Annotated in this window: 22 protein-coding genes; 13 read left to right on the top strand and 9 right to left on the bottom strand. The window is 73.7% G+C overall.

All coding sequences use genetic code 11. The features are described from left to right. Position 1: 1 nt before the first annotated feature. The 3 genes from JT362_RS14410 to JT362_RS14400 form a co-directional block, all read right to left on the bottom strand. Positions 2–4,060, bottom strand: a complete 4,059-nt coding sequence (locus tag JT362_RS14410; RefSeq protein WP_260191700.1) for a TIGR02680 family protein — start codon at positions 4,058–4,060, stop codon at positions 2–4. Continuing rightward, on the bottom strand, positions 4,057–5,247 hold the full coding sequence (locus JT362_RS14405) for a TIGR02678 family protein (RefSeq protein WP_260191699.1): 1,191 nt from the start codon (positions 5,245–5,247) through the stop codon (positions 4,057–4,059). The genes JT362_RS14410 and JT362_RS14405 overlap by 4 nt, the downstream gene beginning before the upstream one ends. Positions 5,248–5,394: 147 nt before the next feature. Continuing rightward, positions 5,395–6,948, bottom strand: coding sequence for a TIGR02677 family protein (locus tag JT362_RS14400; protein ID WP_260191698.1), 1,554 nt, complete (start codon positions 6,946–6,948; stop codon positions 5,395–5,397). 57 nt (positions 6,949–7,005) lie between these two features. On the opposite strand from JT362_RS14400, the gene JT362_RS14395 reads away from it, so the two are divergent. Further along, complete coding sequence (locus JT362_RS14395; RefSeq protein WP_260191697.1) at positions 7,006–7,743, top strand: isocitrate lyase/PEP mutase family protein; 738 nt, start codon at positions 7,006–7,008, stop codon at positions 7,741–7,743. 66 nt (positions 7,744–7,809) lie between these two features. Beyond that, the gene (locus tag JT362_RS14390; RefSeq protein ID WP_260191696.1) at positions 7,810–8,586 is read left to right on the top strand and encodes an SGNH/GDSL hydrolase family protein; all 777 of its coding nucleotides are present in this window, start codon (positions 7,810–7,812) and stop codon (positions 8,584–8,586) included. On the opposite strand, the gene JT362_RS14385 is transcribed toward JT362_RS14390, so the two are convergent. Next, a complete protein-coding gene (locus tag JT362_RS14385; RefSeq protein WP_260191695.1) occupies positions 8,564–9,676 on the bottom strand; it encodes a glycosyltransferase in 1,113 nt (370 codons plus the stop codon). The genes JT362_RS14390 and JT362_RS14385 overlap by 23 nt on opposite strands. A 326-nt stretch (positions 9,677–10,002) precedes the next feature. Between JT362_RS14385 and JT362_RS14380 the strand changes: the two genes are divergently transcribed. The 8 genes from JT362_RS14380 to JT362_RS14345 all read left to right on the top strand — a co-directional run bounded on the left by JT362_RS14380 (position 10,003) and on the right by JT362_RS14345 (position 19,666). Continuing rightward, positions 10,003–10,344 (top strand): hypothetical protein, encoded by a 342-nt coding sequence (locus JT362_RS14380; RefSeq protein WP_260191694.1) that lies wholly within the window; start codon positions 10,003–10,005, stop codon positions 10,342–10,344. Between the two features lie 109 nt (positions 10,345–10,453). Beyond that, on the top strand, positions 10,454–11,440 hold the full coding sequence (pstC, locus tag JT362_RS14375; protein WP_260191693.1) for a phosphate ABC transporter permease subunit PstC: 987 nt from the start codon (positions 10,454–10,456) through the stop codon (positions 11,438–11,440). A 6-nt stretch (positions 11,441–11,446) separates the two neighbouring features. Beyond that, positions 11,447–12,535, top strand: coding sequence for a phosphate ABC transporter permease PstA (pstA, locus tag JT362_RS14370; protein WP_260191692.1), 1,089 nt, complete (start codon positions 11,447–11,449; stop codon positions 12,533–12,535). Between the two features lie 30 nt (positions 12,536–12,565). Next, the gene (locus tag JT362_RS14365; RefSeq protein WP_260191691.1) at positions 12,566–14,188 is read left to right on the top strand and encodes a phosphate ABC transporter substrate-binding protein PstS; all 1,623 of its coding nucleotides are present in this window, start codon (positions 12,566–12,568) and stop codon (positions 14,186–14,188) included. 25 nt (positions 14,189–14,213) lie between these two features. Beyond that, entirely contained in the window at positions 14,214–16,988 is a 2,775-nt protein-coding gene (locus tag JT362_RS14360) for a hypothetical protein (protein WP_260191690.1), read from the top strand. After that, a complete protein-coding gene (locus tag JT362_RS14355; RefSeq protein ID WP_260191689.1) occupies positions 16,985–17,986 on the top strand; it encodes a sortase in 1,002 nt (333 codons plus the stop codon). The genes JT362_RS14360 and JT362_RS14355 overlap by 4 nt, the downstream gene beginning before the upstream one ends. After that, on the top strand, positions 17,983–18,744 hold the full coding sequence (locus tag JT362_RS14350) for a lytic transglycosylase domain-containing protein (protein WP_260191688.1): 762 nt from the start codon (positions 17,983–17,985) through the stop codon (positions 18,742–18,744). Before JT362_RS14355 ends, JT362_RS14350 begins: the two co-directional genes overlap by 4 nt. A 151-nt stretch (positions 18,745–18,895) precedes the next feature. After that, positions 18,896–19,666: a hypothetical protein gene (locus JT362_RS14345; RefSeq protein WP_260191687.1), complete on the top strand. Its 771-nt coding sequence runs from the start codon at positions 18,896–18,898 to the stop codon at positions 19,664–19,666. 68 nt (positions 19,667–19,734) lie between these two features. On the opposite strand, the gene JT362_RS14340 is transcribed toward JT362_RS14345, so the two are convergent. After that, positions 19,735–20,745 carry a substrate-binding domain-containing protein gene (locus JT362_RS14340; protein WP_260191686.1) on the bottom strand — a complete coding sequence of 337 codons (1,011 nt, stop codon included), beginning with the start codon at positions 20,743–20,745 and terminating at the stop codon, positions 19,735–19,737. Between the two features lie 272 nt (positions 20,746–21,017). On the opposite strand from JT362_RS14340, the gene JT362_RS14335 reads away from it, so the two are divergent. Both JT362_RS14335 and JT362_RS14330 read left to right on the top strand, forming a co-directional pair. Next, positions 21,018–21,809: a hypothetical protein gene (locus JT362_RS14335; RefSeq protein WP_260191685.1), complete on the top strand. Its 792-nt coding sequence runs from the start codon at positions 21,018–21,020 to the stop codon at positions 21,807–21,809. A gap of 1 nt (position 21,810) precedes the next feature. Further along, positions 21,811–22,656, top strand: a complete 846-nt coding sequence (locus JT362_RS14330; RefSeq protein WP_260191684.1) for a phosphate ABC transporter ATP-binding protein — start codon at positions 21,811–21,813, stop codon at positions 22,654–22,656. A gap of 3 nt (positions 22,657–22,659) precedes the next feature. On the opposite strand, the gene JT362_RS14325 is transcribed toward JT362_RS14330, so the two are convergent. The 4 genes from JT362_RS14325 to JT362_RS14310 form a co-directional block, all read right to left on the bottom strand. Beyond that, the gene (locus JT362_RS14325; protein WP_260191683.1) at positions 22,660–23,694 is read right to left on the bottom strand and encodes a zinc-binding dehydrogenase; all 1,035 of its coding nucleotides are present in this window, start codon (positions 23,692–23,694) and stop codon (positions 22,660–22,662) included. A 19-nt stretch (positions 23,695–23,713) separates the two neighbouring features. Next, entirely contained in the window at positions 23,714–24,487 is a 774-nt protein-coding gene (locus JT362_RS14320) for a DUF8692 domain-containing protein (protein WP_260191682.1), read from the bottom strand. Positions 24,488–24,605: 118 nt separating this feature from the next. Next, positions 24,606–25,034, bottom strand: a complete 429-nt coding sequence (locus JT362_RS14315; RefSeq protein WP_260191681.1) for a DUF6292 family protein — start codon at positions 25,032–25,034, stop codon at positions 24,606–24,608. 111 nt (positions 25,035–25,145) lie between these two features. Beyond that, a complete protein-coding gene (locus tag JT362_RS14310; protein ID WP_260191680.1) occupies positions 25,146–25,577 on the bottom strand; it encodes an Hsp20/alpha crystallin family protein in 432 nt (143 codons plus the stop codon). A 102-nt stretch (positions 25,578–25,679) separates the two neighbouring features. On the opposite strand from JT362_RS14310, the gene JT362_RS14305 reads away from it, so the two are divergent. After that, entirely contained in the window at positions 25,680–26,297 is a 618-nt protein-coding gene (locus tag JT362_RS14305; RefSeq protein WP_260191679.1) for an HSP18 transcriptional regulator, read from the top strand. Positions 26,298–26,304: the final 7 nt, after the last annotated feature.

The raw sequence follows: 26,304 nt of genomic DNA, 5'->3' as shown, positions 1-26,304 counted from the left end.
CTCAACGGTCCTCGGTCAGCGCGTTGCCGGTCCAGATCGCGTGCGTGCAGGCGATGCCGCGGCCGCCCTTGGGCCGGAGCACGTCGTAGATGTGCATCCGCGGGATCTTCTCCGACAGGCCCCAGCCGCTCGGCCAGGTGATGATCCAGTCCATGTCCAGGTCGACCAGCAGCCCGAGCATCCGCGCGATCGTCGGCTCGTCCAGCCGCTCGAACGCCTCGTCCAGCAGGACCAGCCGGACCGGCGGGCGCTCCGCGCCGGCGCTCACCGCGTCGTAGAACGCCGACGCGGCCGCGAACAGCGTGACGTACGAGATCAGCCGGGTCTCGCCGGAGGAGAGCTGGCGCATCCGCCGGGTGCGCGGCGCGCCGTCGGGGCCGTCGTCGCGGACCCGCACGGTGAACCGGTACCAGGAGCGGTAGTCCAACGCCCGGCCGAGCACCTCGGCGTAGTCGCCGGAGTGGCCGTCGCGTTCGGCGGTGATCCGGTCGGTCAGCGCCTGGCGCAGCCGCTCGTCCTCACCCTGGCCCCGGTCGGCGAACGGCGTGCGGACCAGCGTCAGCGCGTGCCGCATCTCCTCGTCCAGGTCCGGCGCGGGCTGCCACTCCAGCCGCACGTGCACGCCCTGGCTGGAGCGGGCCACGTCGAGGGTGTCGTTCATCCGCCGGCACAGGTCGTCGGCGACCGCGATCTGGGTGGCCAGCTTGTCGGCCAGGTCGCGGAGCATGAACGCGTCGAAGACCGACTGGTACTCCTCGGACAGCAGGTCCCGCTGGGTGGCCAGCCGGGTGGCCACGTCCCGCGCCGCCTCGGCCACCGGCTGCGGGCCGTGCGCGCCGGTCACCGTCACGGTGAGGATGTCGGCGCTGCGCTGGGCCACGATGTCGTGGCTGCCGGCCAGCGCGGTCTGCAGCGCCTGCAGGTTGTTCAGCACCGCGTCCTCGCTGACCGGATCGCGCGGCGCCGAGGTCAGCGCGGCGAACGCCGCCTCGTCGTCGTCCGGGCGGGGCGCGTCCACCGCCGCCGCCCAGACGCCGTCGGCGCCCAGCGCGTCCCGGAACCGGCGGCGCGCGGCGGACTCCCGCTCCACCAGCTCGGCGAGCCTGGCCTCGCGGGTGTCGATCTGGGTCTGGGTCTTGCCGGCCTTCACCCTGGCCTCGGTGGCCTGCTGCCGCGCGCCGGGCAGCCGCTGCCGCACGCCGGTCCGCTCCTCCTCGGCCGACGCCAGGTCGCGCTCCAGCTGCTCGGCGGCGCCGCCGATGGCGCGGACCCGCTCGTCGTAGCCGGTGGACTCGTTGGCGTGGTCAAGGCAGGCCCGCTCCGCGCCGGCCGCGACCTCGGCCAGCTCCTCGGCCGCCCTGGCGTGGTTGGCCACCGCCTTCGCCAGCGTGTCGACCGCGCCCGCGCACCGCCGGGTCAGCGCGGTGACCAGCGCGTCCGCCGCGGACCGGGCGTCCAGCGCGGAGGTCCTGGCCTGGCGCAGCGACTCCGGCGACGCGTCCAGGCCGGCGGTCCGCGCGTCGGCGACCAGCTCGTCCTGCCGCGAGCGGTGCCGGTCGGCCGCGGCGCCGTGCCCGTCGCGGGCGGCGAGCGCGCGGCCGGCCGCGTCGTCGGCGGCGTCCGCGGCGCCGCGGACGGTGACGTGCGCGGTCAGCAGCGCCCGGTCGTCCGGGTACGCGTCGATGTGCCGCTCCCACGACGCCGCCTGCTCGCGCGCGGTGGCGAGCGCCGCCACCGCCTCGTCGCGCTCGCCGGTCAGCCGGTCGACGGTCGCCACCAGCTCCTCGATCCGCCGGTGCCGCGCCGACTCCCGCGCGCCGGCGCCGACGAACTCCGCCGCCGGCTTGGCCGACGCCCCGGCCAGCACACCCGCCCGCCAGCTCCCGTCCGTCGACACCGCGAGCCCGGTGGCACTCGCCCCGAGCGCGATCCGGTCCAGCAGCCGGCCGACGACCTCGGGGGAGACCGGCGAGTCCGGCGGCACGGCCGGCACCAGCACGTCGGCCAGCGACGGTCCGGACGCCGCATCGCCCGCCACCACCGCGGTCAGGTCGGGCCGCGCCGGGTCGGCCAGCGTGCCGTCGGCGGTGACCCACGCGGTCAGCAGCCCGGACGACTCCAGGGCCGCCTCGCACCCCGCCCGCGCCGGATCGTCCACATCGGACGCGAAGTCCACCAGCCGGTAGAACGCCGCCCCACTCGCCGGATCCCGCTCCGCCGTGGCGAACGCCGGCCGCTCCGGGTGGGTGTCCACACCGGACCGGAGCGCGGTCAGCTCCTCGGTGGCGACGGCGATCCGCTTGTCCAGGTCGTCGACGAGGTGCTTGGTGCGGCCGACCTCCGCGTGCAGTGCGGGCAGTCGGCCGCGCAGCCACGCGTGCGCCCGCTCGGTCGCCCGCCCGGACGCGTCCTGGTCGGCCACCAGCTCGGCCACCGGCGGCGGCGCCAGCTCCGGCGCGTCCTCCGGGATGTCGGCCGTCCACCGGGTGACCGCGTCGAACCAGGTGTGCGCGACGTCGTCGAGGTGCTGGGCCGCCTCGTTCCGCCGCCCGGCCGCCTCGGTCGCGTTGAGCTGCGCGGCCCGCGCCTCCTGCTGACGCCGGCCCAGCTCGGTGCGTTCGGTCTCCAGCTCGGTGGCCCGCTCCAGCAGCGACAGGGTCACCGCGCACCGCTCGGCGAGCGCGCTCGCGGCTCGGGACGCCTGCTCGCCCGCCTCGGCCAGCGCCGCCCGCAGCGCGTCCGGGTCGAGGGTGGGCGGCAGCCGGCGGGTCAGCTCGGTCGGCGCGGCGTCCGGGTCGAGGGTCGCGCGGCCGGTCTCGTGCACCTCGGTGGCCTCGCCGTACGGGGCCTGCGGCACGGTCGGCGTCAGGCGGGGGTCGAGGCCGGCCTCCCGCATCCGCTCGGCGATGGTCACCGCGAGGTCGACGGCCTGCGCGGTGTCGTCGCGGTACCGGTCCAGCTCGGCGAGCACCGAGTCGACCAGCTGCTCGGTGTGCTCGCGCTGGGTACGCAGCTGCCGCAGCGCGCTGACCGCGGCCGAGCGGGCGGCCTGCACCACGCGCTTGCGGTCGGCCAGGTCGCGCACGCTGTCGTACAGCGGGGAGGTCTTGAGGTCGTCGATCCGGCCCTCGAGCGTGGTCTCCCGCTCCTCCAGCTGGGCGACCTCGGTCTCCGACTTCTCCGCCGCGGCCTCCTCGTCGCGCAGCCGGGTGACCAGCCGCTCGATCTCGGCGCGGGCCGAACCCAGTTCCCGGGTGGCGTCGGCGGCGCGTTTCCCGGTGGTGCGCAGGGAGCCGTAGGCGTAGCCGGCGTACCCGGTGAGGAACCGGCCGAGCGCGGCGTCCGCGGCGGCGAGGCCGCGGATGTTGTCCCGAATGGACTCCAGGTCCTCGAACGAGCTGGCCAGCCGCTCCACCACGGCCGGGTCCAGCGGCGGCAGCGAGTCGGACAGGATCTGCTCCAGCTGCCCTTCCAGGACCTTCAGCCCGACGTCCGGGTTGCGCAGCGTGCGTTGCAGGTGCAGCAGGTCGGCGTAGCGGGTGGCCGGGATCCCGTACACCAGCTCGGAGATCCGCGCGCGGAACGGCTCCTCGTCGTGCAGGCAGTCCGCGCCGATCAGGTCGCGCAGCTGGGTCGCGCCGACCGGGGTTCCGTCGGCGACCAGCTCGAAGTCCCGGCCGACGCGGCGATCGGTGACGAACCGCCAGGAGTCGTTGATCTGCTGGGAGGTCGCCGACGCCTTGATGCCGATCCCCGAGGTGAGGTACTCGGGCCGCCCGTCGACCTCGCGGCGCAGCTCGATCCAGGCGTAGCCGATCCGATTCGGGCCGCCGGTGTAGTCGTCGAGCATCAGCCGGCGCATGCTGACCGTGTCGTAGCCCTTGGAGCCGATCTGGTGCAGGTCGCCGTCCAGGCACAGCGGCAGCAGCAGCTCCAGCGTCCTGGACTTGCCGGACCCGTTGGTGCCCTGGAAGATCACCCGCCCGCCGGACAGGTCGAACGTCTCCACCGAGTACTGCCAGACGTTGACGATCCCGCCGCGGTGCAGTTGCCATCTCACGTCGGTTCCCCCTCGTCGAACAGCGACCACCCCTGCACCGGCTCGGGGGCAGACTCCTCCGGCTCGCCGTGCCGGGGGGTGGCGTCGGGTGCGGGTGCCCAGCGGTGCGCGGCCGGGCTGATCCGCCAGTCGTCGCCGCCCGGTCTGGCCAGGCCGAGCGCGGCCAGCAGGTGCAGCACGTCGTCGACCAGGCGCGGCACGCTGGTCTGCTTGGACCACGCCGCCGGGTAGGTCTCCACCAGCTCCCGGCACACCCTGGCGACCCGCTCCAGCCGCACCGGCACCCAGCCGTGCTCGTCCCGCTCGCCCTCCAGCAGCCTCGGCAGGGCCAGCAGCGCGACCCTGGCCACCGTCGACTGCCCGGGGAAGGCGATGTCGGTCAGGTAGTCCTCCGGATCGGTGACCGCGACGCCCTCCAGCCGGGTCTCGGTGACCAGCCCGAAGCAGCGCTCCAGCAGCCGCGACTCCGACCGCGCGCGCCGGCGCAGCCAGGTGGCCTCCTCGTCGGTGAGGTCGGCGTAGTGCGTCACCGGGTTCTCCACCAGCCGGCGGCGCACGGTGTGCTCGACACCGCGAGGACCGGGCCGGGCGGCCAGCCGGACCAGCTCGGTGGCCGACCGCGCGGACCCGATCGGGCCGGTGACGAGCTGGCCGAGCAGCGTGGTGTCGACGGTCAGCAGGGCCTCGTCGGTGCCGTCGGACAGCCCGGTCACGGTGCCCTCGATCTCGGTCAGGATGCCGAGGGAGACCAGGTACCGCAACGCGGCCGCGATCGCGCGCAGGTCGCCCAGGTCGTCGGTGACCGCGATGCCGGCCTGGCCCGCGGCCGTGCGGATGTCGGTGACCAGGCGGGACAGCAGCGTCTGTTGGCCGACGGTGGTGAGCGCGGCGAGGGCGAGCGCGAGGTAGGCGTAGCCGCGCGGGCTCAACGTCGGCTCGCCGCGGGTCGGGTCCTGACCGGGGCCCGTCTTGTAGAGCCGCGCGAACCGCCGCTCCACGACCAGCCGGTAGCCCAGCGTGCCGGCGAACAGCTCGGTCAGCGCCGCCCGGTGCCGGTGGACCAGCGGGAGCAGGTCGGCCTCGGGTCCGCCCGTGCGCAGCAGCGGCCGCCGCAGCAGCACCCTGGCGCACCGCACCACGTCCGCCTGGTCGATCTCGCCGAGCCGGTCCAACACGTCCGCGCTCACAGTTCCGCCTCTCCGGACTTATCCCTGTTGGTCGCGTTGAGGAGGGGGTGTTCGGCCTGGTCACGTACTTGTGGCTGGCTTGCGTCCCGTTCCCCTGAGGTGACGGTTCCGGAGGTTGTCAGAAGGTGTCTCACGACCCGCTCCGCCTCACGAGGTCACCTCGACGGTGGTGTCGTGGAGCTGCAGGGTGCCGGTGCGGGTGCGGATGGTCTGGGTGCGGCCGGGTTCGGGGCGCACGGTGAGGCGCAGGCCGCCGACCGGGTCGCCGGAGGAGCCGGTGTCGGTCACCCGCTCGCGCTGCGCCATCGCGTCGGTGAGCAGGCCGCACAGGGTGCCCAGGGCGTCGGGGGAGAGGGTGACCCGGTCCAGCCGCCCGTGCGCGGCGGCCAGCTCGGCCAGCGCGTCGGCGTGCCGGGCGTCGTCGCGGCGGGCCTCGGCCAGCAGCTGCTCGCGGCCGAGCGGGTCGTCGAGGATCCGGGACGTGCGGCCGCGCGCGCCCCGGTCGCCCCGGCCGCGCACGCTCACCGTCACGTCGAGCACCGGGCCGTCGGCCCACGCGGTGCGTTCGTCGTCGCCGCCGTCGTGCTCGGGGGCGGGCAGCAGGGAACGCGCCGAGTACAGGCCGAACGCGGCGGCGGCCAGCGTGTTCGCCTGGTCGGGGGTGGCCTCGTCGAACCACTTGGCCAGCCGGAGCAGCTCGGCGCGCCGCCCGGGCTCGGGGCCCCCGCCGGAGGTCGCGCGCTTGACCGTGGCGAGCAGGGTGCCGATCGCGCGGGCGGTGGCCTCGCGCAGCGCGGTGACCTGGCTCGGCCGGCCGGGGCGGTCGACGAACCAGTCGGTCAGCTCCACCCAGTCCTCGTGCCGGCGGCCCCGCGCCCGTTCCAGGTCGGCGCCGAGCGAGCCGGCCGGGGTGAGCAGCGTCAGCAGCTCGCGGACCGCGCCGGCGAACTCGGCGCGGGTGAGCACCTCCGCGATCGCCGGGGTGTGCCGCAGCACGTCCTCGACGACCTTCTGGATGTACTCGACGAGCAGGTTGCGGAACCCGGAGATCTCGTCGGCCACCAGGTGGTACCGGGTGACCACCTGGCCGAGGTAGGCGTAGAAGTCCCGGACCGTCGCGGCCAGCTCGCCGTGCTGCAGGAACAGCGTGGTGACCTGCTCGGCCAGCCGCTCGGTGGCCCGGCGCGCGGCGGCCGAGCGCGGGTCGCGGCCGTGTTCGAGCGTGGCCGAGGCGAGCCGGCACAGCATCTCGTCCAAACCGGCGGCGATGGCCGGCAGCAGCTCGCGGGACACCTCGCGGGCGCCCTCCGCGGTGCGCAGCAGCTCGTCGGCGGCCCGCTGCACCCGCACCCCGAGCTTGGACACCTGGTACCGCACGCTGCCGTGCTGGAACTCCGCGATGCTCGACGCCACGACCTCGCGCCGGCCCGCGACCAGGTTGCCCCACTCGACCAGCTGCTTGAGCCGCACGATCACGGTCTCCACCCGCGCCTCGCCCGGCGGCACGTCACCCCGGCGCTCGGCGGCGGCGAGCGCGGCCGACACCTCCCCGGCGGACAGGTCGGCGAGCAGCGTCGACGCGAACAGCCGCATGATCGCCAGGTAGGTGCGGCGGTGCTCCCGCGCGTCCAGGTAGGCGTACAACTTGAGCCGGCGCGCCTCGTCCGCCGCCCGATCGGGCTCGAGCGCATCCGTGGACATGGCACGCCACCCTACCCGCGCGCCCCGACACCGACCGGGTGATACATGATCCGGGGCATGCCGACCCACACCGCCCGGCTGCGTGCCCTGCACGTGCCGGGCGACCCGCTGCTGCTGCCCAACGCCTGGGACGCGGCGTCCGCGCGCCTGGTCGAGCGGGCCGGCCTGCCCGCCGTCGCGACCGGCTCGGCCGCGGTGGCGGAGTCGCTCGGCTTCCCGGACCACGAGGGCACCCCGCCGGACGTGATGTTCGCCGCGATCGGCCGGATCGCGGCCGCGGTCGACGTGCCGGTCACCGCCGACGTCGAGGCCGGCTACGGGCTCGCCCCGGCCGAGCTGGCGGACCGGCTCGCCGCCGCGGGCGCGGCCGGCTGCAACGTCGAGGACTCCGTGGCCGGCGAGCTGGTCGACCCGGACCGGCAGGCGAGCTACCTCGCCGGTCTGCGCGCGGCGGGCGACCTGGTGCTCAACGCCAGGGTCGACGTGTTCCTGCGCGCCGAGGACCAGCGGACAGTACTGACCGACGGGATCGAGCGGGCCCTGGCCTACCTGGCCGCTGGTGCCGACTGCGTGTACCCGATCATGGTCCGGGACGCCGAGGTGCTCGCCGCGTTCGTCGACGCCGTCCGGCCGGCCCCGGTCAACGCCATCCTGGCGCCGGGCGGGCCGGCCATGGCCACCCTGCGGGCGGCCGGGGTCGCCCGGATCTCCCTCGGGCCGCACCTGTTCCGGCTCGCGCAGTCCTATGTGGACACAGTAGTACGTGACCTGGTGGCGGGGAACTCGCCCTTTTAGCAGGATTTCGCTCCCTGCTCACCGGGTCATCACCGGTTGTGCGCATCGGCGGGGGATCGTGCTCCCGTGCTGGTTGACGCGGTTCGGGCACCCGCCTCCGTACGGACCGTCGCCGTCCTCGGCGACTCGGTCGGCGTCGGCATCGGCGATCCGGCACTGGACGGCGGCTGGCGCGGGTTCGCGCCGCTGCTCGCCGAGGCGCTCGGCGGAGCGCGGCTGACCAACCTGTCGGTCAGCGGCGCCCGGGTCGGCGGGGTGCGGACGGACCAGCTGCCCGAGGCGCTGGCGCTGCGCCCGGACGTGGCCGTGGTGGTCGCCGGCATGAACGACACCATGCGCTCGGACTTCGACCCCGCGCGGCTCACCGCCGACCTCGACCACACGGTCGGGTCCCTGCTGGCCGCCGGCGCACTGGTGATCACCGTCCGGTACCACGAGCACCACCGGGTGTTCCGGCTGCCGGGTCCGCTGCGCCGCGCGCTCGCCGCCCGGATCGCCGAGCTGAACGCGGTCCTCGACGGCGTCGCCGCCCGGCGCGGGATCGCGTGCGTCGACCTGGGCGCGCTGCCCGGCATCTACCAGCCCGCGGCGTGGTCGGTGGACCGGCTGCACCCGTCCGAGCTCGGCCACCGGATGCTCGCCGGCGCCATCGCGGCCAGGGTCGCCGAGGCCGGCCTCTCGGCGGCCGAGGTGTCGCTGGACTGCGCGGGCGGCCGCCCGGCCGGACCGCTGGCGCACTGGTCGTGGCTGGTGTGCAAGGGCGTGCCGTGGCTGTGCCGCCGGGGCCGCGACCTCGTTCCCTACGCGCTCAGCACCCTTCTCACCGCTCTTCTCCGCGGCTGAGGTGCAGGTCCACCATCGCCGAGATGGTGGCCGACCACGGGAACTGCTCGGCCCGCGCGCGGGCGGCGGCGCGCCGCGCGGGCGCTGGCCAGGACAGGATCTCCCGCACCCCGCCGGCCAGCCCGGCCGCCGTCGCCTCGACCGCGACCCCGGCACCGGGCGCCAGCAGCTCCGGGGCGCCGCCGGTGACCGAGGTGACCACCGGGGTGCCGCACGCCATCGCCTCCAGGATGGACAGCCCGAACGTCTCCGCGACGCTCGGCGCGAACGCCACGTCCGCCCGGGACAGCGCCGCCGCCAGCGCGTGCCGGTCGCCGACGTGGCCGTGGAAGGTCACCGGCAGGTCCGCGGCCTGCCTGGTCAGCGGCGCGCGTTCCGGCCCGTCCCCGTAGACGTCCAGCCGCACCGGCGTGCCGGCCGCGACCAGCTCGCGCACCGCGCCGACGACCGCGGCCGGGTTCTTCTCCGGGGACAGCCTGCCCGCGTAGACCAGCCGCGCCGGCCCGGTCGTCGCGGCACGCGGGCCGGGCCGGAACGTCGCCAGGTCCACGCCGAGCGGCACCCGGCGCAGCGCGACCTCGATACCGGCGAACTCGCGCTCCGCGTACCCGCTGGTCACCACGACCGTGTCGAACCGGGACGCGATGCCCTTGTTCCAGCCGCGCACCGCGGGCGCGAGCAGCGCACCGCCGGCGCCCCACAACCGGGGCATCCGCGCGGCGATCCACCGGTCCAGCCGCTCGTGCGAGAACAGCACCGTGCCGACCCCGCGCGCCCTGGCCCACGCGCCGGCCGCGAGCAGCGTGGTCTTGTCCGACACCTCGACCGACATCCGGCGCACCGCCAGCGCGTCGAGCAGCCGCAGTACCGCCGAGGACCGGGGCATCACCCGGTACCCGCCGCCGACCGGCACGCCGGGCACGGTGATCACCAGCCCGGTCTCGGTCCGCCGCCGCGCGGCGCGGGTACCGGGCACCACGAGGACGCGCTCGTGGCCGAGTGCGGCGTAGCCGCGGCCGAGGGTGTCCACGACCGTGCGCAGCCCGCCGGAGATGGGGCTGTAGAAGTTCGCCAGCTGCACGATCCGCATACGCCGACGAGCATCTGCCGGCTCGGTGCCGGCCAGGCGCCGAACCGGCGCCGGTCCGGTGAACGACGCATGAAGAACCGCACGAACGGAACCAGCGGTCTGTTTCCGCCCGGCCCGTACTGGGCGAACGTGAATGGCCGTGCACGTAACCGATAACTGATCGTGTCCGGTTCACTACGGCGGCGTGTCTGGTTCACCGCGATGTCCGGTTCGGTTGGTTCGACCCCCGATAGCCCGAGTGAAAGGTCGACCACACAGATCGGCAGGGGGACGACTTGTCACCGCGGTTCCGCTTCCGGCGATTAGCCGACGACTCCTACGGCTGGATGTTGCTCGGCGGCAACAACCGCCTCATCGGCGCCGCCCACGCGGGCGCGCCGACGCTGAGCGCGGCCGTGCTCGACGCCGAACGCGCCCGCGAGCTCGTGCCAGCCGCGGCCTTCACCTTCCACGTCGCCGAGGACCGGCAGTGGTACTGGCGCATGCACGACGAGGTCAGAACCGCCGGCCCGCTCGCGGCCTCCACGTCCGGGTTCGCCCGCCGCCTCGACGCCCAGCGGGCCGCCCGGCGGTTCTGCCGCGCCGCCGAGGGCGCCGACATCCAGCTCGGTCTTGTCGCCATCCCGGACCGGGTGCGGGAGCGCTACGGCCCGTCGCGGGGAGCGTGAACTCCGTGCTCCCGCGTTCGTGTCTCGTTCACCGCGTCGCCGGGGTCCGGCCACCGCGCCCCACTTCGCTGTGTGCGGCGCCGAAACCCGGTACCGGAAGGGCCTACCGTTGACCGACCTGATCGACCGTCCCCGCCGGCTGCGCGTCGGCCGCACCCTCGGTGACCGCGTCTTCCGTGGCATGGCACGGGGTTTCGGGGTGCTGGTGCTGCTCGTCATGGGCGGCATCGGCGTGTTCCTCGCCATCGAGGCGGTTCCCGCGTTCCGGGAGTGGGGCTGGGGCTTCTTCACCACCGAGGAGTGGAACCCGGAGAACGGCGTACTCGGCATCGCCGCCGTGCTCTTCGGCACCGGCGTGATCGCGCTGGTGGCGATGGTGCTGGCGTTCCCGCTCGCGCTCGGCACCGCGCTCTACATCTCCGAGTACGCCGCGCCGCGCGCCAAGCGCTGGCTGATCGCGATGATCGACCTGATGGCCTCGGTGCCCAGCGTCATCTACGGCCTCGTCGGCGCCTACCTGCTCCAGCCGGAGATGGTGTTCGTCTCCCGCTGGATCCACGACATGTTCGGCTGGATCCCGATCTTCGCGGTGGACACCGACCCGGACGCCGCGGTGTTCGCGCAGAGCCGCTACACCGCCTCCCCGATCATCGCCGCGATCGTGGTGGCGGTCATGGTGCTGCCCTACGCCTGCATGGTGATGCGCGAGGTGTTCGACCAGGCGCCGCAGGGGGAGCGGGAGGCCGCCTACGCGCTCGGCTCCACCCGCTGGGGCATGATCCGCTCGGTCGTGCTGCCGTTCGGGCGCGGCGGCATCGTCGGCGGCACCATGCTCGCGCTCGGCCGGGCACTCGGCGAGACGATCGCGGTGGTGCTGATCCTCGCGCCGCTGTTCGAGATCAAGGTGGAGATCCTGGAGAACGGCGGGATCACCGTGCCGACGCTGATCGCCACCCGCTACGGCGAGTCCACCGGCCTGCAGCTGTCCGGCCTGCTCGCCGCCGGACTCGTGCTGTTCGTCGTCACGCTCATCACCAACAGCATCGCCGCGGTCATCGTGACCCGCAGCCGCAGCGGCGCCAGCACGGAGATCTGAGAGCCCATGACCGCGACGTTGGCTCCACAAAGGACGGACGAACCCGCGCCACCCGAGGAGGTGCGCCGGGACCTGCGCGGCCGGACGCTCGACGACCGGGTCGCGCCGCTCGGTGCCGCGCTCGGCGCGCTCGCCCTGGTGTCGCTGCTCTACGACCGGCTGCTGCCGCTGTCCGGTGTGCTCGGCTTCGTCATCTGCTGGTACGTGGCGTTCGTCGCGCTGTACGCGCTGCTGTCCTGGTACCGGCACCCGTCGCCCGCGGTCACCGACCGGGTAGCCGGGGTGCTGATCCGCACCAGCGCGCTGCTCGTCGGCTCCGCGCTGGCCACCGCGATCGTCTACGTGTTCGTCCGCGGCGCGCCCGCCCTGGCGCACCTCAACCTGTTCACCCAGGACCTGACCGCCGGCCCGCAGGACCCGCTCGACATCGGCGGCGTGCTGCACGGGATCGTCGGCACCCTGATCCAGATCGGCATCGCCATCTCCATCACGCTGCCGCTCGGCATCGGGTGCGCGGTCTACATGACCGAGGTCGGCGGCCGGTTGTCGAAGATCGTCCGGACCATCGTCGAGGCGATGACCGCGCTGCCGTCCATCGTGTGCGGGCTGTTCGTCTACATCGCCCTGCTGCTCACCTTCGACATCCAGCGCAACGGGTTCGCCGCGGCGCTGGCGATCAGCGTGATGATGCTGCCGATCATCGCCCGCTCCGCCGAGGTGGTGCTGCGCGTGGTTCCCGGCGGGCTGCGCGAGGCGAGCCTGGCCCTCGGCGCGTCCCAGTGGCAGACCGTGCGCAAGGTCGTGCTGCCGACCGCGCGGCCTGCCCTGGTCACCGCGATGGTGCTGGGCATCGCCCGCGGCATCGGCGAGACGTCCCCGGTGCTGATCACCGCCGGCTACACCACGTTCATGAACGCCAACCCGTTCGAGGGCCCGATGGTGTCGCTGCCGCTGTTCGCCTACACGCTCGCGCGCTCGCCGGAGCCACTGTTCCAGACCAGGGCGTTCGGTGCTGCCGCGGTGCTGATGGTCCTGGTGCTGCTGGTGTTCCTGATCGCCCGGCTGGCCGCGTCCGGCCGGCGGAACCGGCGCTAGCCGTACCACGAGGAGAGGAAGAGAGTTCAGATGCAACGCTTCACCGCCTGGCGCCGCGCGCTGACCGTGGGGGCGGTCGCGGTGACGCTGCTGCTCGCCGGCGGCGGTGGTGCCGTCACCGCGCAACCCGCGTACGAGCCGATCACCGGCTCCGGGTCGACGTGGAGCCAGAACGCGCTCGACCAGTGGGTGCAGGACGTGCGCACGCGCGGCATGACCGTGTCCTACTCCGGCATCGGCTCCTCGGCCGGGCGCCGCGCGTTCGCCCAGGGGCAGAACGACTTCGGCGTCTCGGAGATCCCCTACCAGGGCACCGACCGGGGCCAGCCGGACAACTCCGACAACCGGGCCTACGCCTACATGCCGATCGTCGCCGGCGGCACCTCGTTCATGTACCACCTGCGGGTCGGCGGCCAGCTCTACCGGGGCCTGCGGCTGTCCGGCGAGACCATCGCGAAGATCTTCACCGGCGCGATCCGGAACTGGAGCGACCCGGCGATCACCAGGGACAACAACGGCCGCGCGCTGCCGAGCAAGCCGATCATCCCGATCGTGCGCGGCGACGGCTCCGGCACCACCGCCCAGTTCACCCGGTGGATGGACATCGAGCACCGGAACATCTGGCGCGGGTACTGCCGGTGCGAGGAGCTGACGTCCTACTACCCGGTGAACAAGGGCCGGGCGCCGCTGATGACCTCGCAGACCGGCTCGGACCGGGTGGCCGGCGCGGTCTCCGCGGCGGCGGGCGACGGCTCGATCACCTACGTCGAGTACTCCTTCGCCACCGCACGGAACTTCCCGGTGGCCAAGGTGCTCAACGCCGGCGGGTACTACACCGAGCCGACGCACTTCAACGTGGCCGTCGCGCTGACCCAGGCGCAGATCAACAACAACCCGCGCGACCAGGACTACCTCACCCAGGTGCTCGACCGGGTGTACCGGTTCGACGACCCGAGGACCTACCCGCTGTCGTCGTACTCGTACGCGATCATCCCGGTGGAGGGCAGGGGCGACCACCGGATCACCGCCGGCAAGGGCCGGACCATGTCCGACTTCATGTACTACTTCCTCTGCCAGGGCCAGCGCGCGATGCCGGCGCTCGGCTACTCGCCGCTGCCGGCGAACCTGGTGCGCGCCGGGTTCGACCAGGTGAAGCGGATCCCGCACGCGACGATCCAGGACACCGACGTCGCGCGGTGCGGCAACCCGACGTTCGACCCCGGTGACCCGACCAGCAACAAGCTCGCCCGCGAGGCGCCGATGCCGCCCGCCTGCGACCGGGTCGGCCAGGGGCCGTGCGCACCGGGCGGGGGCGGCGGTGGCGGCGCCGGCGGTGGTGGTGGCGGCGGCAACGCGGCCGGCGGTGGCGGCAACGGCGGCGGCGGGAACGGCGGCGCCGGCGGGAACGGGAACGGCGGCGGCGGGGACGGCGAGGTCCAGCGCGACCCGGAGACCGGGCTGCCGATCGGCGCGGAGGGCGACACCGGCGACGGGTCCACGCTCGCCGGCAGCGCCACCGAGCTGGCCGCGTTCCGGTCCGACGGCATGACCACCCTGCTCGGCGCGCTGGTCGGCGTGCAACTGCTCCTGGTGCTGCTGGTGCCGCCGTTCGTGGCCCGCGCGGCGCGCAGGCGGCGGGACGCGGCGGAGTGACGGGCACGTGACGAGGGGAGAAGACATGGGACGCCGCAACGGTCCTGCCCGGCTCGGCCTGGTGCTGCTGCTCGCCGTGGCGCCGGTCGCGGGTGCCGCGGTACTGCCCGACGCCGCGCCGGCGCACGCGCAGGCCGACTGGGCGTTCGAGCAGAGCAAGGACATCACCAACCAGGGCACCGGCGAGGTGCTGCCCGCGACCGTCCGGGTGAACCGGATCGCCGACCTGTTCGACCGCCAGCAGGTGGCGATCGAGCTGGAGGGGTTCAAGGCGAGTCACAACACGAACGCCTCGCAGGAGGTGCTCATCGAGTACCCGGTGGTCGTGATGCAGTGCCGCGGTACCGAGCCGACTCGCGAGACGTGCCTGAACCGGTATCGCGGGCGGTGGTACTCCGGCTTCGACACCGCCGCACCGCCCGAGCAGCGCGCGGTGTCCGACCTGCAGAGCCGGCCAACGGAGCCCCGCCCGTACCCCGGTGACACCCAGGACGAGCAGGTTCGGAACATGATCCGGGCCGAGCAGGAGCCCTTCGTCGCTGCGGACGGTGTCCGCTATCTGTGGTCCGGTAGGGAGAGCACCGAGGACGGCGGCCCGCTCATCAACACGCCGACCCTGAAGAGCTTCGCGCCGACCGACGTGACCTGGACCGGCGCGAGCCGGATCGCCACCCGCTCGGTGCCGATCCGGCCGGACGGCGGGAACGAGTTCCTGTTCGAGCTCCGTCAGCAGGCGTCGCAGCCGAGTCTGGGTTGCACCGACACCGTGGCCTGTTCGATCGTCGTCGTGCCGATCATGGACCTGCCCTGTGTCGAGGACGCGCGGGACGACTGCTCGGAGGGCCCCAGCGGTCCGGAGCCGGGCGGCCCCAACTTCACCAACAATCCCAACGAGTTCGTCGGCATTCATACCTGGCTCGCCGAGTCCAACTGGGGGAACCGGTTCGTCGTCCCGCTCTCGTTCGCCCCCGACCTGCGGGCCTGCGACGTGCGGGACAGCCGGCCGACGATCCCGGCCTACGGCTCCGAGTTGATCGACGTCGCCCAGCAGCGTTGGGGCGCCGCCTACTGCACCGGCGCCCGCCGCTCGGACTACCTGCCCGTCTACACGCAGGGCGGCGAGTACGAGGCCCGACGGCAGTTCACCACCCGCCTCGGGTCGGAGTACCAGCAGAACGCGATCTACACCACCCAGCCGGTCACCGGCTCTCCGAGGCCGGTCGCGCACGCGCCGAGCGCCCTGACCGGGTTCGCCGTGGCGTTCACCGTCGACGGCGCCGACGGCCGTCAGGTCCAGCGGCTGACCCTGTCCCCACGACTGCTCGCCAAGCTGCTCACCCAGAGCTACAACCCGACCGTCATCCCGCCCCGTGACCGGGAGGGACGACAGCCATACACCGGCGAGCAGGAGATCACCGACGACGCCGACGCCAGGGCCTACTACGTCGCCCACCCGTACCTGCTCGACAACCCCCGAGGGTTGTTCGCCGACCCCGAATTCGCCGAGCTCAACCCGGACGTCGCGCTCACCGACGAGAACGGGGCGCTCGCCGGGCACCTGATGAACCTCCGCAACCCGGTGATCTTCACCGAGGAGTCGGACATCGTCCTCGAGCTGTTCCGGTACATCACCAGCGACCCCGCCGCGCGTGCCTGGCTCGACGGCCGGCCGGACCGGTGGGGCATGCGGGTCAACCCGGCGTGGCGCGGGACGGCGGCCACGCAGCTCTACACCCTGCTCGACACCTGGGTGCGCACGCCGGCCCCGCGCAAGCCGAACTGGCTCGAGACTGCGGACCACAACCGCTACTTCGTCTACGGCGGCGGCGACACCTGCGACGAGTTCTTCGCCACCCCCTACCTCACCCGGCTGGCGAACATCACGGACTCGGCCGAGTCGTCCGCCACCTCCCTGCTCGACCGGCGCGGCTCGGCGACCCCGGCCTGCGCGTCCGACTCGGTGCCGATCCCCGAGGACGAGCAGGCGGACGAGCCGCAGTTCCCCGGTGACAACGTCACCAGGGACGTGGTGTTCGAGGAGGTCGAGAACAACCCGGACGAGTACGGCCAGCGGGCGCTGCTCGCGATCACCACCGTGGCACACGCGGCCCTGTACGAGCTGCCCACCGCGCGGCTGGTCAACTCGGCCGGCCGGCCGGTCGCCCCCACTCCCGGCACCATGGTGGCCGCGCTGAACGCCGCCGTGCAGGACCCGACGAGCGGCACCGTCCGCGTCGACCACCGCCGCGTCGCGGGCGGCGCCTACCCCGGCACCATGGTCGCCTACACCGCCGCGCCGACCTCGGGCCTGGACCGGACGACCGCCGCCCGCTACGCCGACCTCATCGAGTTCATGGCCACCGACGGGCAGACTCCCGGCGACACGCTGGCCGACCTGCCACCCGGCTACGACCCGCTGCCGCCCGCCATGGTCCGCCAGGCCCTGGACGCCGCGGCCGCGGTCCGCGAGCAGCAGGGCCGGGTGCCGGTGCCGCCCGCCGGCGGCCCGCTGGGCGACGGCCCGCCGGACGCCCTGCCGGCCGCCCAGGAACCCGGCCCGGGCAGCGGCGTGCCGCCCGAGACGACCACCAGCCCCCAGGACACCGGGCCGGAGTCCGCCGAGGAGGAGGTGGCGCAGGTCGCGCGGACCGAGGGCGAGGAGTCCTGGCTGGCCCGCTGGGCGATCCCGCTGCTCATCGGATTCGGCCTGCTGGCCGCGCTGGTCGCGTTCGGCACCCAGGTCGCCTCCCGCCCCGACCACCCGCTGCGCCGGGCGCTCGCCGGGCTGGTGCGCCGATGACCGTCCAGGCGAGCCCGCCGGCCGAGGCGGTGCCGGCGGTCGAGGAGGCGGTGGCACCGCCGCCGCCACCCGCGCCACCCGCGCCGCCCGCGCGGCCGGAGTCGTTCGCGGCGAAGGTCGTCACCCGGGTGTTCGCGCTGCTCGCCGCCGGTGTGCTCGGCTTCGCCGGGTACCTGGTGCTGCTCACGCCGCTGGAGCAGGACGCCAACCAGGACGTGCTGTACTCCGAGCTGCGCGGCCCGATCGCCGAGGCGGTGCCGCCCTACGCCGGCCGCGAGGAGAGCGAGGACGGCATCATCAGCCGGGCCGTGCCGCCGATCTACGCCGACGGCGAGGACACCCTGATCCCGGCCGGCGCGCCGATCGCGGTACTGGAGATCCCCGCGATCGAGCTGCGTCAGGTCGTGGTGGAGGGCACCAGCTCCGACGACCTGACGGCCGGGCCCGGCCACCGCCGGGACACGGTGCTGCCCGGCCAGCAGGGCGTGTCGCTGGTCTACGGCCGGGCCGCCACGTTCGGCGCCCCCTTCGCCGACCTGCCGCACCTGCGCCGGGGGCAGGCGATCACCGTGGTCACCTTCCAGGGCGAGTTCACCTACCGGGTGGAGGGCGTGCGGCGCGACGGCGACCCGCTGCCGGACATCGAGCCGGTCACCGAGGGCGGCAGCCGGCTCACCCTGGTCACCGTCGAGGGCGGCAACCCCCTGCAGCCGGAGCGGACCGTGTTCGTCGACGCGCTGCTCGACGGCGAGCCCCAGCCCGCGGCTGAGCGGCCGGGCCTGATCCCGCCGGAGGAGCAGTCGCTCGCCTCGGACCGGCCGGCACTGCTGCCGTTCGTGCTGTGGACCCAGGCGCTGGTCGTGGTGGCCGTCGCGCTGGCCTGGGCCAGGGTGCGGTGGGGCCGCTGGGAGACCCACCTGGTCGGCGTGCCGGTGGTGCTCGCCGTCCTCTGGTACGTGTACGAGGCCGCCGCGCGCCTGCTGCCCAACCTGGCGTGACCGGCCGCCGTCGCGCGGCCCTGCTGTGGACCCTGGCGGCGGTCGGGCTCGCCGGCCCGCTCGCGGTCGTCGGCGTGGTCGCCGCGACGCACTCGCCGGCGACCGTGCCCCTGGTGGTCGCCGGCGGCGTGCCGGCCGACGTGCCCGCCGTGGTGCCCGAGGTTCCGCCCGCGCCGACCGCCGCCGACCCCGCCGCAGACCCCTACGCCGCCTGGGCGTCCGAGGTCGGGGCCAGGACCGGGATCCCGCCGAGGGCGCTGACCGCCTACGCCGCCGCCGAGGTCCGGCTCACCGCCGAGCGGCCCGGCTGCGGGCTGAGCTGGGTCACCCTGGCCGGCATCGCGCGGGTGGAGTCCGACCACGGCCGGCACGGCGGTCGCGTCCTCGACGCGGACGGCCGGCCGGACCGCCCGATCGTCGGCGTCGCACTGGACGGCTCGCCCGGTGTCGCGGCGATCGCGGACACCGACGGCGGCGCGCTCGACGGCGACCCGGTGTGGGACCGGGCGGTCGGCCCGCTCCAGTTCCTTCCGTCCACCTGGGACACCTACGGCGTGGACGGCGACCGGGACGGGGTCGCCGAGCCGCAGGACCTCGACGACGCCGCGCTGGCCGCCGGGCGGTACCTGTGCGCGGCCGGCGGCGACCTGTCCACCGGCGACGGTTGGTGGCGGGCGGTGCTGGCCTACAACCCGTCGGCGGAGTACGCACGGGACGTGCTGGATGGCGCGAACGCCTACGCCGAGCGGAGTCGGTAGGCGAGGCGTTGGGCGGATCGGTAGGTGTAGATCACGCTTCGGACATGTCCGGACAACCAACCGTTCCGCGCTCGTTGCCCCGCCCCCGGCGGCGTTGGTCAAGACTTCCGGTCGGGAGATTTCCCTTACTCGGCAACAGAAAGATGGTGACATGAGCAGGAATCGGAACCTGGCTCGGGCGGCCGTGCTGGCGGGTGCCGCCGCGGTCGCGTCGATCGCGATGGCGTTGCCGGCGCAGGCGCACGGGTCGCACGCGGTCACGTGCGACGGCACGCTCGGCGAGCGGGTCGTGCGCGGTGGCGTGGTCGTCGCCGACGGTACCGCGTGCGTGCTGGACGGCACCTCGGTGCGCGGCACGGTCACGGTCGGTGCCGGCGCCTCGCTGGAGCTGGTGGACGCCAAGGTCTACGGCGGCGTGACCATGTCCGGCAGCGGCCGGGTGAACGTCACCGGCAGCTTCGTGGCCGGCGACGTCGACTCCACCGGCACCGGCGTGGTCCGGCTGACCGACACGCTCGTCGTCGGCGACGTCGACGTGCGGGAGCAGACCTCGTTCGCGGCCAACGGGCTCACCGCCGGCGGCGACGTGCGGGGCACCACGGTCAACCGGTTCGACGTCCGCGACTCCGCGGTGCTCGGCTCGGTCTCGGCGACCGAGTCCTTCAGCGGCGGCAACCTCTGCGGCAACGTCGTGTTCGGCGACGCCACGTTCGCCGGCAGCGGCGGCGCGGTGCTGGTCGGCGGCGCGGAGTCCTGCGCCGGCAACCAGGTCGGCGACGACGTGGTGGTGCGGGACAACGTCGCGTTCACCTCGATCGGCGGCAACACCGTCCGCGACGACCTGAGCTGCACCGGCAACGAGCCGGCCCCCCAGGTCGGCACGAACACCGTGAAGGGCGACCGGATCGGCCAGTGCGCCTGAGCGTCCACACAGGAGAAGGGGCCGGGATCACCGGCCCCTTCTCTGCTCTCAGCTCAGCGGGGTGTCGATCAGATCACGCCGCAGTCGGCGCCGAGGCCGCCGAAGCCCTGGCGGAACAGACCGCTGTCGAAGCGGTCGCACAGGTAGCCGTCCGGGCCGAAGAGCGCGGGCAGCGGCGAGCCGGGGGCGTCGTAGTCGTTCACGCGGACCACGTTGTAGATGGTCCGGGTGGTGTAGAAGACGCCGGCCGTCGGCGAGGTCGCGGCGATGTCCACCACGGCGCTCGGCGGGTTGGCCGGGTTCGGCGGGTTGCTCGACCAGCGAGCGGTGGAGAACGGCGCGATGGCGAGCGGGTCACCGTCCACAGCGGACGCGTCGTGCTCCTGCACGTTCTGGTCGACACACGGACCGATCTCGTTGTTCTCCAGGCCGATCTGCTCCAGGAAGAACGAGCGGGTGCCCGAGCCGGACTGCGGCAGCTTCGGGTTGAAGCCGCGGGTGTCGGTGCAGCGGTAGATCGCGGCCAGCTCGGCCGTGTCGAGGCTGCGGATGTCCGAGCCGGCCGTGTCGTCCACGACGTAGCTCAGCCCGTCGGACAGCGCCGGGATGAAGTAGAGGTCGTTCACCTCCTGCGGGTCGTCGGCGTCGGCGCCCCGGGACGAGCGGGCGAAGTCGACGTTCGGGTTGTTCAGCAGCTCGTTGATGCCGGCCGAGGAGCCGTTCGGCCGCGGGATGACGACCTCGTCACCCGAGCCGGCGACCTGGTCCGCGTCCCGGATGACGATGTCGTCACCGGTCACCGGGCCGTTGGCCTCGGAGCCCGGCTGGAACGCGTTGAACGACGCGAGCCGCACAGCCGGGTTCGTCGACGACTGTGCCTGGGCGGCGGTGTTGATGACGTACTGGCTGGTGTCCGAGCCGGTGCCGACGACGTCGTCGGAGTCCGGGAGGTAGCCGGGCAGCGCGCCGCCGGCGTTGTTCAGGTTGGGGTCGGCGACGGCGATGCCGCCGAGGGCCAGGCTCAGGATCGCCGACGCACCCACGATGGTGACGGCACCCTTGCGCAGGGTGGAACGCATGGAATGTTCTCCTTGTGTGTCAAGGACTTTTCCTAGCTCGCCCCGGTTGGGGCACTATCCACGATGCACGTGAGATCCGCCCGTGACCACGACGAAACCTGAGCGGGACAGCGAGCGGGACACGGCCTTTCGTTGAACAAGGCGCCAACCGGGCCGCCGCGACCGGACCGCAGTGTCCCGAGAACCCGCCGTTCACCTGCCGGACCGGCGGCGTTGTCCCGCGCCGACAAGGGTCACGGCGGGTATTTCGCGGACATCCAGGAGGAGATCCAGTGCACGCCAGATCCGAGTCGCGGCGCGGTCAGCTCGCCGCCGGGCTCCTCGTCCTGCTGATCCTCGTGGTCGCCGCGGTGGGCGTCGTCCTCGCGCGGACCGAACCGGCGAGTGCCCAGGAGGAGCTGCCGGAGATCGCCACCCTCACCGGCGAGTGCGTCGACGCGCGGGCACATTTCCACCTGGTGATGCCGAACCCCCAGGAGTCCACCTTCGCCTTCGCCTTCGAGATCGCCGCGGACGGCGCTGACGAAGGCACGGGTCAGGGGGTCGGCGAGGGCAGCGTGGCGGCGGGCGCGACGTTCACCCACGACTTCGCCCCGCTCGACACGCCCGCGTTCGGGCACCCGGCGTGGCGCGTCTACGTGTACAACATCCCGGCCTACCTCCGGGTCGGCCAGTCCAACGCGTTGCCCGACCCGTGTGCCGGCACCACAACGACGACGACCACGACCACCACCACGACGACGACCACCACCGACGAGTCGTCCGACCCGCCGACCACCTCGGACACGACGACGGACTCCACGACGGACACCCCGGACGAGTCCTTCCCCGAGACCACCACCGACCCGGACGGGTTCGGCGACCCCGACGGGTTCGGCGACCCGGCGCCCACCGACACCACCGACCCCGGCGCGTTCACCCCGACCGCCGCCGACGGTGACGGTGGCGGGCTGGCCCAGACCGGTGCCGCGATCGCCGTGCTGGTCGGCATCGGCGCGGTGCTGCTGCTCAACGGCGTCGGCCTGGCCAGGATCACCCGTCGCGGCTGGGGTTTGAAGGACTGACATGCACACCGCTCTCGACCTGGAACCGTTGGAGCCCCTGGAGCCGAGCGGCAACGGCCACCACCCGCCGGGTGGCGCGACGCTGTCCGCGCGGGACGTGTCCGCCTGGTTCGGCGACCGCAAGGTGCTGGAGCGGGTGTCGCTGGACATGAACGCCGGCTCGGTGACCGCGCTGATCGGCCCGTCCGGCTGCGGGAAGTCGACGTTCCTGCGGATCCTCAACCGGATGCACGAGCTGGTGCCGTCCGCGTCGCTGGCCGGCGAGGTCCGGCTCGGCGACGACGACATCTACGGCGCGGGGCGGCGGATCACCGACACCCGCAAGCGGATCGGCATGGTGTTCCAGAAGCCGAACCCATTCCCGGCCATGTCGATCGCGGAGAACGTGACCGCCGGGCTCAAGCTCACCGGCACCAAGGTGTCCCGAGGGGCCAGGGCCGACCTGGTGGAGGAGTGCCTGACCCGCGCCGGGCTGTGGGCCGAGGTGCGCGACCGCCTGCGCCAGCCGGGCGGCGCGCTGTCCGGCGGCCAGCAGCAGCGGCTGTGCATCGCGCGTTCGCTCGCGGTGCGCCCGGACGTGCTGCTGATGGACGAGCCGTGCTCGGCGCTGGACCCGACGTCCACCCGTCGGATCGAGGAGACCATCCACGACCTGCGCCAGGACGTGACGATCGTGATCGTGACGCACAACATGCAGCAGGCCGCGCGGGTCTCCCAGCACTGCGCGTTCTTCCTGGCCGAGCAGGGCACCCCGGGGCACATCGTTGAGGCAGGCCCGACCGAGCGGATCTTCGGGGACCCGGCCGACGAGCGCACCAGCGACTACGTCAACGGCCGCTTCGGCTGAGCCTCACGGCACCAGGATGAGCCGGACCGGATCGCCGGTCTTGTCCCGCAGCGCGGCCACCGCGTCCGCGGCGTCGGCCAGCGGAACGGTGCCGGAGACCGACCGGGCCAGGTCGAGCCGGCCGTGCCGGACGAGCGTGATCAGCTGCTCCACCGCGCCCGGCACCGACCCGTAGTGGCCGAGGACCTGCTGGCGGCGCACGCTCAGCGCGATGCTGTTCTCGATGGTCAGTGGTGCCGGCGCCAGCCCGGCCAGCACCAGCCGCCCGCCCGGCCCGAGACAGCGCACCGCCTGCTCGCGTACCGCCGGCACCCCGGCCATGTCGAACGCCACGTCCAGCCCGCCGCCGGTCAGCGCGGTCACCGTCGCGCGCAGCGCCGGGTCGGCCGGGTCGAGCGCGACGTCCGCGCCGAACTCCAGCGCCCGCTCCCGCGCCGCCGGCAGCGGATCGACCGCCACGATCGGGGCAGCGCCGATCAGCCGAAGCAGTTGCACGGCGTGCACGCCGAGGCCGCCGACACCCCACACCCCGGCCGGCCGCGCCGGTGCCGCCCGCCCGGTCCCGGTCACCGCGCCCCATGGCGTGGACACCGCGTCCGGGACGATCGCGGCCTGCTCGAACGGCAGCTCGTCCGGGATCGCGACCAGGGTGTGCTGGGTGGCCAGCGCGTACTCCGCCCACCCGCCGTCGTAGTCGACACCCCGGGTGCGCACGGCCAGGCACGGCTCGCGGAACCGCAGGCAGTTCGGGCACACCCCGCACCGCTCCCCGGCCTGCAACACCACCCGGTCGCCGATCGCCCACTCGTGGACGTCCGACCCGACGGCGTCGATCTCACCCGCCACCTCGTGACCCAACGTCACCTCAGCCGCGCCGAGAAAGGCCGGTGTGAGGTCCCCGTCGATGAGATGCACGTCGGACAGGCACACGCCGGCCGCACGTACCCGGACCAGCACCTCGCCCGGCCCCGGTTCCGGCACGGGCACCTCGCGGACGGTGAACGTCCGGCTCGCGATCTCCAACCGTCCGGCGAGCATCGGGCGCCCTCCCCGCGAGTCAGCGAATGGCTTCCTGGTGACCGTACTGGATGCCGAACCGCCCGGCGTGGCTCGTGATCGTCACCGACCGGACCGCGGCCGCGATCATCAGCAGCACGCCCAGGTTCTCGCCGAGCTCCTCCGCGTGCAGGACCAGCACGTAGATCGGCCCGCTCTCGCCCTGCGCGACCAGCAGGCCCTGCACCAGTTCCATGCCCATGGCCGACCCGAGCAACAGCCCGAGCCCGAGGATCATGCACCACCGCGTCATCCCGGACAGCCGCCACGCCAGCAGCCCGAGCGCCACCGCGATGACCACACCGGCGATGATCCCCGGCACCAGCCAGTACCCGGGGAAACGCTCGAAGGTCACCCAGTCCTTGCCGATCCGCTCCAGCCGCTCGTGCAGCGAGGTGTGGTCGTCCAGCGACAGGGCGCCGAGCACGACCGCGCTCACGAACCACGCCCACGCGCCCCGCAGCCGCGCCGCCACCGCCAGCCCGCCGGCGACCGCGTGGCTCACCGCGGCCAGCACCAGCAGTGCCACGCTCCACCAGGTCGGCAGGTTCCCCTCGGAGAACACGTCGAAGTACACCCGGATCTCGCCGCGCTCGGTGGTCAACGGGTGATCGATCAACGCGGGGATGGCCATGCTCAGCACGTTCAGCAGGACCGTCACGCCGAGCACCCACCACGCGACCTTCCGCAGCCGCACGACCCTCGGTTCGTCCTGGTCGGTGTCCCGGACCGCCGGGATCACCTCGGTCCGCTCGTCGCCGACGCTCGCCACCATGACGGGCCCCCATTCTGAACCAGTGGTGGCCAGCACATTAAGGCATGGCGAACACCGCTCGTCACTCACTTCCGGGAAGTGTGCCGGGCGACGATGAAGACCAGATGAGAAGACCGGCTCAGATCGGCTGGAGGTCCGGAGCGGGGGAGTAGCCGGCGAGCCGCTCGACGAGGTCGTCGTCGGCACCCGCGACGCGGAACGCGGGCGGCTCCGCCTGGCCGGGTCCGCTGCCGGACACCAGGTCAGCGGTGAACCGGGCGACCGTCCTCGGTGGCGGCAGGATGTCGACCCCGAGGTAGGACAGCACGATCAGGTCCTCGCCGGACGCCGTCTCGATCGCCCCGCACCAGCCGTGTCGCTCGTCCCACAGCAGCGCGAGGTCCCGGTCCGGGAAGGCGGGCACCCGCTCGTCCAGCGGAACGTAGACCGTGGCCGGTGACTCCGCGTGCACCCAGTAGGCGTCCCCGGTCTGGCCGAGCGCGTCGCTCACCAATGCCGCGTACCGGCGCAGCCCGCTTGCGGTCCGGCTCCGAGGCTCCAGCTCCATCGGTTCTCCTCCTGTGTGGTTGTGGCCCCCGGACGGGTCCTCCGATCATGGGTGTACCCAGCGTCAAACCTCTGGCGCCCGACCATCCGATCGGGCGCCAGAGGCTCACCGTCAGGCGTCGATCTGCTTGCGCTCCGTGTTGCCGTTGATCGAGATCCTCCGGGGCTTGGCGGCCTCGAGCACGGGGATGCGCAGGGTGAGTACGCCGGCCTCGTACGAGGCGTCGATCCGGCCGCTGTCCAGGGTCTCGCCGAGGAACAGCTGGCGGGAGAACGCGCCGAGCGGGCGTTCGGAGACCTGCATCTCGACCTGCTCGTCGGTGGTGGGTCGGCGCTCGGCCTTCACGGTGAGCACGTTGCGCTCGACCACCAGCTCGACGGCGTCCGGGTCGACGCCGGGCAGGTCGAAGACGACGACGAACTCGTCGCCGGAGCGGTAGGCGTCCATCGGCATCGCCGTGGGGCGCGACCAGGTGCCGGGGCCGCCGAACACCTGCTGGGCGAACCGGTCCAGCTCACGGAACGGGTCGGTGCGCATCAACATGGCTTTACCTCCTCGACTCGTTGGGGGATGTCAACGCGCTGATACCGTTGTAGCATGTCGTCATAAAGATGACAAGTGCGACGTCGTCGAAAGGGTGACGTGATGGCGAACACGGAACGCGACGTGCCGGCGGCTCGCGCGCTCGCGCTGGTCGAGGCGGTACTCGGGGACGTGCGCGGAGGCGGCGGCTCCACCCCGGAGGACGTGCTCGCGGGGCTCGAGGTGCTGCGTCGGCTCCGGGAGGAGCTGGCGGCCTGGGAGCCCGAGCTGATCACCGCCGCGCGCGAGCATGGCGCGAGCTGGGCCAGGATCGCGCCCGCGCTCGGCGTGACGAGCCGGCAGGCCGCCGAGCGCCGCTACCTGCGGCTACGCCCGTCGGCGACCGGCGAGGCGACCGGCGAGGAGCGGGTCCGCGCCGAACGCGACAAGCGCGCTGGCGACCGCGCGGTCGCCCGGTGGGCCCGGGTCAACTCCGCGTCGCTGCGCCGCCTGGCCGGCCAGGTCAGCGCGGTCGAGGGCCTGGGCACGGCCGGCCAGGCCACCGTCGACCAGGTCCACCAGGCCCTCGCCGAGGACGACGCCAACGCACTGCTCACGCCCCTCGCCGACGCCCACCCGCACCTGCGCGACACCCACAGCGCCCTGGCCGACGAGATCAGCTCGCTCACCCGGCGCACCGACCAGCTCCGCCAGGACACCCGCCAGCGCCGCGACCGCTGACCCCCGT

It is taken from the genome of Actinophytocola gossypii (assembly GCF_025165815.1).
In the GTDB taxonomy this organism is placed as follows: Bacteria; Actinomycetota; Actinomycetes; order Mycobacteriales; family Pseudonocardiaceae; genus Actinophytocola; species Actinophytocola gossypii.
This window is presented reverse-complemented; position numbering and strand designations above follow the sequence as displayed.